Here is a 6,027-nt window from a genome sequence, read left to right as displayed (position 1 = left end):
GTTTGAGTCAAGTATTTATAGGCAGTTTTTTTAACACCTTAAATTTGAAAGCGGATTCAAACTCTTAGGATACTCTCTTGGTAAGAATTTTGCCTTTTTTAAAAGCCAGACAACTCTTTTAATGCTTTGTAAACTGGTATGTTAGCTTTTCCTTTTAGATATAGAACATTGTCTCTAGTGGCTTCACCAATTGTGCTCGTAACTTTTTCTTTATAGTATCTTGGTGGGTTCTTTTCCACCTGTGTTTCAGTCCATTTTTCGATCCTGCCAAATAGTGTTTTTAAGGTCAATTTATCCAAGTAAGCTACCAAACCAGTGAACATGGCACTTACACCTTTATCCACCCAACTACGGCCATTTTTAAGTCTTTTGGCAAATACACTCATGGTTCCTTCTGCACTACCCATCGGACGCATTCCTGTTGTATCTATACCCTGTTCTTTAAGCCAGTTACGATAATCTCCCAAGGCTTCTGGATATTTCTCTAATTGGCGAATAAATGCTTCTAGACGTTCCTCTTGCTCATCATCCTCTAGCGTTCCGACTGCACTGTTAAGCTCTGTAAGCAATTTCTCATAATCATATGATGCAAGCGCCTTACGAATTGGACGATAACGTGGGTGATGACGGAACAAACTTCGAATCTCCCGTGCCACATGGAAACGATCAAGCGAAAAGAATGCACGATCTTTGAAATAGTCACGACAAGTTGTAATCCAATTTGCACCATCTCCATTTATTACCAACTTATGAATGGTTGGATCATACTCAAAGTTTTCGATGAGAAAGTCCTCAAACGCCTCCCAAAATGGCTGGTTCCCTTCATGTACGAAATGGCGTTTATTCTTCAGTCTTACTCGTTTCCCATTGACTTCCCAGCCTTGATGAACTGCGGCTATTTTCTCTTCTTTTCCCTTTTTTCGTTTACCTTGACGTTTTACAAACAAACCATCGACCTCTACAAATAATACAGGTTGATGTACATGCTCACGCTTTTTTGGAATACTCGAAACTTGTAATAAGTGTTGACGGATTGCCTCATGACTAATAACCCGATAGCCTAAAAGGGTTTCTAACGTACTGGCTGCTTTTCGATAGGAAGGTCCCTGAACAGCTAATTCAATAGCTACCTCCTCAATCAATGGGCTAAAAGAACCTGCATCCTCAAACTCTAAATAACGATCAAGGAGAAAAACATATTCCCCTGTCTCCCGGTCACGGTAATAATTACGATTTAATTCAATCTCTCCGAAGAGACTAGTTATATGATATTTTCTTTTATCAATGAGTCGATAGCGTTTTTTATCTCGTTCTTCTGCAATCTGCTTGTCCATGTCCTCTAATAGTGTTTTCATGACCTTTGAGAAGGTTTCCTGTAATTGCCTCCAAACTAATTGCTCAATCTGTTTTAAATTTGGATATACTGTGTTATTCTTTTGCATGAGGGGTTACTCCTTTGTTTGTGATTTAGTTTTGGTTGACTAAGATTCTACCAAGGAGTAACCCTCTTTTTCATGTTATTTGCTTATTAACTACCGCGCTTTCGCTTGGTGGCCCCCTCATTTGTTGAGCGTTCTAACGTTCCCTCAACAAATGAGGGGGTTAAATTTTGCCCACAATAATTTTACTCATACAAAGATGACAGACATCGCAGCGTTCATCATAAAAAAAAGAAAAACGATCGTCCTTTCGTTTGCCATTTTAACGTTCATTAGTGCCATTGCACTGTTTTTTGTTTCGGTTAACTACAATATGATCGACTACTTACCAGACGAAGCACAATCAACGAAAGCCATTGAGGTCTTGGAAGAGGAGTTTGATCGTACGGTCTCTAACGCTAGGGTCATGATACGTGATGTGACCGTGCAAGAAGCGCTTTTGTATAAAAAAGAGCTAGAAGAGATCGATGGCGTGTCAGATGTTATATGGCTCGATGAAGTTATCGATTTGGAGACGCCCCTCGAGATGGCGGATAAAGATCTCGTCAAATCGTACTACAAAGATGAAAGCGCACTGTTTTCGTTAACGATTCGTGAAGGGGATGAAGTGGCGGTAACGGATGCTATTTATGAGTTAATCGGTGAGGACAATGCCTTGTCAGGGGAAGCTGTCAATACGGCAGTCTCGCAGCAAATGACTGGAAAAGAAACAATATACGCCGCATCGTTGCTAATCCCGATCATTGTAATCATTCTCATCATTTCCACAACGTCGTGGATCGAGCCATTGTTTTTCCTTACAGCGATCGGTGTATCTGTGCTTATCAATTTAGGAACGAACATCTTTATTGGGGAAGTGTCCTTCGTCACTCAATCGGTTAGTCCGATTTTGCAATTAGCTGTTTCCCTCGACTACGCCATCTTCCTCCTTCATCGGTTTTCAGATTATCGGAAACAGACAGAAGATCCGGAAGAGGCGATGCAAATAGCCGTTAGAAAATCGTTTCCAGCGATCGCAGCCAGTGCTGCCACAACGTTCTTCGGCTTTACAGCTCTGACGTTTATGCAGTTTGAAATCGGGGCAGATTTAGGGTTAAATCTCGTCAAAGGCATTGTATTGAGCTTCATTAGTGTCATGGTATTTTTACCAGCCTTAACTATATGTTTTTATAAATGGATTGATAAAACGCAGCATAGACCGTTCTTTCCTCGCTTTCAGTCAATTGGGAACGAGGTCATGAAGATACGATTTATCAGTTTAGCTGTTGTTTTTCTTCTCATTGTTCCTAGCTATCTAGCACAAGGCCAAACGTCGTTTATTTATGGAATCGGGGAACTACCGGAGTCCAGTCGTGCAGGTAGTGATACGGCGACGATTGAAGAGGTATTCGGGAAATCAACCCCGATCGTCCTTCTCGTTCCAAAAGGGGATGTGGCCAGAGAAGTGGAGATGGAGCAAGAATTAGAAAAAGTAGACTACATCACAAATGTAATTTCCTATAACCAATCAGTCAGTGCTACGATTCCATCCGAGTATATTGATGAATCGGTCACCGAGCAGTTCTATTCTGAACATTACAGTCAGATCATCCTTTATACGGAAACCGATGTAGAAGGGGAGGTGGCTTTCTCAGTCGTTGAAATGGTGCAGGAAATAGCCGCGTCGTATTATGGGGATGACGCCCTGTCACTAGGTGAAAGTGTCTCCTTGTATGATATGAAAACAACAATTATGAAAGACAATAGGGTTGTGAATCTGTTGACGGTTGTGGCCATAGCGATCGTCTTGCTGTTGACGTTCCGCTCGATTTCGATTCCGGTCATTTTATTGCTAACGATTCAATCAGCTGTATGGCTAAACTTGGCGGTGCCTTATTTTACAGATGCGCCTTTAGTTTACTTAGGCTATTTAATTGTCGGTACCGTACAGCTCGCGGCAACAGTTGATTATGCGATTCTCTACACGGAAGGCTATCTCGTCAATCGAAGAAAAATGCCGAGACGACAAGCGATCACAAAGACGTTAACCGAAAAAACATTTTCAATCTCGATCTCAGCCGCTATTTTATCAAGTGTTGGTTTTATCTTATGGCTCACGTCTTCAAACCCTGTTGTCTCATCGATCGGATTGTTGCTTGGCCGAGGGGCTTTACTTGCTTTTATTCTAGTAATCTTTTTCTTACCTGCGATGCTACTTGTGTTTGATAAGGCGATACGTAAAACGACATGGAAAGCAAATTTTTATCGGGAGGATCATTCATGAAGACAAAGAGAATACTTCTCGTTTTAATCACGGTGCTGCTTGTTATGCCTGCGAATAGAGGGTTAGCGGCAACGAATCATGCTACAAATGAGGGGAACATCACGACGAAGGATGAGGTCGTATACGCCAGCTTAAAGGCTGCTGGAACGTTGAACGAAATATATGTAGTGAACATATTAGAGGTGACAACACCTGGCTCTATCATAGATTATGGTCCATATACAACGGTTAAAAATCTTACAGACCTCTCTGATATTGAGCAGTCAGAGGATAAGGTAGAATTACACGTTTCATCAGGTACGTTTTATTACCAAGGAAATATGAAGGATCAAAAACTACCATGGGATATTGATATCTCTTATCGGTTAGATGGGAAAAAAGTCGCTCCAGAGTCATTAGCAGGAAAGGATGGACGGTTACTTCTCACGATCAAAACATCAGCCAATGAGACGGTCGACCCAGTATTCTATGAAAACTATGTATTGCAAATCATGATGACGTTAGATACGGAGGTTGCTAGCCATATTCAAGCCCCCGATGCGACGATTATAAACGTAGGGAGAAAAAGACAAATCGCGTTTAATGTTATGCCTGAGAGTGACGGGGAATTTAGTCTCCTAGCAGATGTAGTTGATTTTGAAATGGAGGGCATAGACATTTCCGCTATTCCATTGTCAATGGCTATTGATGCACCAGAAATAGATGAGATGACGAAGGACATGCGGACATTAAGCGATGCGATTGCAGAAATGAACGATGGTGTTTCAGAATTAAATAAAGGAGTCTCTGATTTAAATCAAGGCGTTCATCGCCTGCGTGAGGGCTCTAGTAAATACGAAGCGGGGATGAGCGAAGTAAAGCATTCTTCTTCTGAATTAATTCAAGCGTCGGAAACGATTGAAGAATCTCTTATCGCTCTAGAGAAGGCTCTTAGCGGTTCATCCGCAGAGATGGACCTTAGTGAGCTAGCTCAATTGCCAGAAGGCTTATCGCAATTAGCCGACGGTCTTCGTGAGGTTGCCGATGGATTAAGTCAATTAAAAGTCAATTATGCGAAAGCGTACGCTGCTTTGGACGAGGCTATGGATGAAATCCCTAACCATCAGATAACAGAAACCGAGGTTCAGCAATTATATAAGAGTGATGCCAACCGGCAAACGGTCGATCAATTGCTTGAAGTTTATGTAGCTGCCCAGACGGCAAAAGGAACATACGATGCAGTAAAAGAAGCCTTTGCGGCTGTAGAAGCAACCCTTGAACAAACAAGCAGCTCTGTTCATGACATGAGCAACCACTTGGCATCGCTTGCGAGTGAGCTCTCAGCCTCGTTAGAAACGATGGAGGGACTTGATTCCTTGAGTGAACTACAAGAGGGAGTGGCACAACTTGCCGCGAATTACGGGGAGTTTCATGGAGGGCTCATTTCGTATACGGACGGAATTTCCCAACTCGCAGATTCCTACAGCGAGATTCATTCCGGTCTTGATGGCATTGCCGAAGGGACGTCTCATTTAGAAACGGGTGTTGACGAGCTTCACAAAGGAACGAAAGAATTAACGAATGAGACGAACGATTTACCAGAGCAAATGCAAGAAGAGATCGATGCTATGATCGACGACTATGATAAATCTGATTTTGAAGCCGTGTCCTTTGTTTCAGCAAAAAACGAAAACATTCACTCGGTTCAGTTCATTCTTAAAACCGAGCCGATTGAAGTGGAAGAAGGAGAAACAACGGTAGAAGAGGAAGAAGAGAAACCAGGTTTTTGGCAACGGCTCAAACATCTATTTTCCTAAAGTAAGGGCATGAGAAAGGGAGGCAGTTGCCTCCTGTTGATTTATTGAAGTAATAACTCTTGGAGAAAGTAATCCACTACTACTTGACAGCTAAGCTAGGGTGGGTTACTTATTTTGTTGTTTTTTAAGAGTTGTGGGTGCAATGATTCACAAGCATACGAATGATGGTAAATATAAACGAAGTTTGAAACGAAAGAAGGCGGAGATCGTAGATAGGGTATATGATCAACTCTATAACGAAAGAAGGGATTTGTTTTGAAAAAATACCTATGGTTTGTTGGCGTTTTTGTTGTTGCATTTGTTGCTTTGCAACTAGCTGCCGGTCTCATCATGACAATGCTCTATACACCGAGCTTTCTGCTTGAAGGGGGCACATCATTACAATCAGAGGTTGTATTTGGAGAAGCAAGTCTGATTCCTCCAGTCGTCCTTGCTTTACTAGCGCTAGGGGCTGCTTATTTCACGACAAGATTGGTTGCCAAAAAGCGTTTACTACATTCATAACCACTTGAGTACTCAGGAAGAGCCA

Annotated in this window: 4 protein-coding genes; 3 read left to right on the top strand and 1 reads right to left on the bottom strand. The window is 42.0% G+C overall.

What is annotated here, in order from left to right:
• Positions 1-98: 98 nt before the first annotated feature.
• Positions 99-1,442 (bottom strand): ISLre2 family transposase, encoded by a 1,344-nt coding sequence (locus tag E2L07_RS06960; RefSeq protein WP_134228557.1) that lies wholly within the window; start codon positions 1,440-1,442, stop codon positions 99-101.
• A gap of 196 nt (positions 1,443-1,638) precedes the next feature.
• Here E2L07_RS06960 and E2L07_RS06955 point away from each other — a divergent pair, with 196 nt between their 5' ends.
• The 3 genes from E2L07_RS06955 (at position 1,639) to E2L07_RS06945 (ending at position 6,002) form a co-directional block, all read left to right on the top strand.
• Positions 1,639-3,702 carry an efflux RND transporter permease subunit gene (locus E2L07_RS06955; RefSeq protein ID WP_134229238.1) on the top strand — a complete coding sequence of 688 codons (2,064 nt, stop codon included), beginning with the start codon at positions 1,639-1,641 and terminating at the stop codon, positions 3,700-3,702.
• Positions 3,699-5,498, top strand: coding sequence for a coiled-coil domain-containing protein (locus E2L07_RS06950; protein WP_134229226.1), 1,800 nt, complete (start codon positions 3,699-3,701; stop codon positions 5,496-5,498). The genes E2L07_RS06955 and E2L07_RS06950 overlap by 4 nt, the downstream gene beginning before the upstream one ends.
• A 255-nt stretch (positions 5,499-5,753) precedes the next feature.
• Complete coding sequence (locus tag E2L07_RS06945; RefSeq protein WP_134229225.1) at positions 5,754-6,002, top strand: hypothetical protein; 249 nt, start codon at positions 5,754-5,756, stop codon at positions 6,000-6,002.
• Positions 6,003-6,027: the final 25 nt, after the last annotated feature.

It is taken from the genome of Halalkalibacterium halodurans (genome assembly GCF_004376175.1).
GTDB lineage: Bacteria > Bacillota > Bacilli > Bacillales > Bacillaceae_D > Halalkalibacterium > Halalkalibacterium halodurans.
This window is presented reverse-complemented; position numbering and strand designations above follow the sequence as displayed.

Bases quoted from the DNA above. Each gene is read 5' to 3' on its own strand.
- E2L07_RS06955 (WP_134229238.1), top strand. From the start codon at position 1,639: ATGACAGACATCGCAGCGTTCATCATAAAAAAAAGAAAAACGATCGTC.
- E2L07_RS06960 (WP_134228557.1), bottom strand. From the start codon at position 1,442: ATGCAAAAGAATAACACAGTATATCCAAATTTAAAACAGATTGAGCAA.
- E2L07_RS06950 (WP_134229226.1), top strand. From the start codon at position 3,699: ATGAAGACAAAGAGAATACTTCTCGTTTTAATCACGGTGCTGCTTGTT.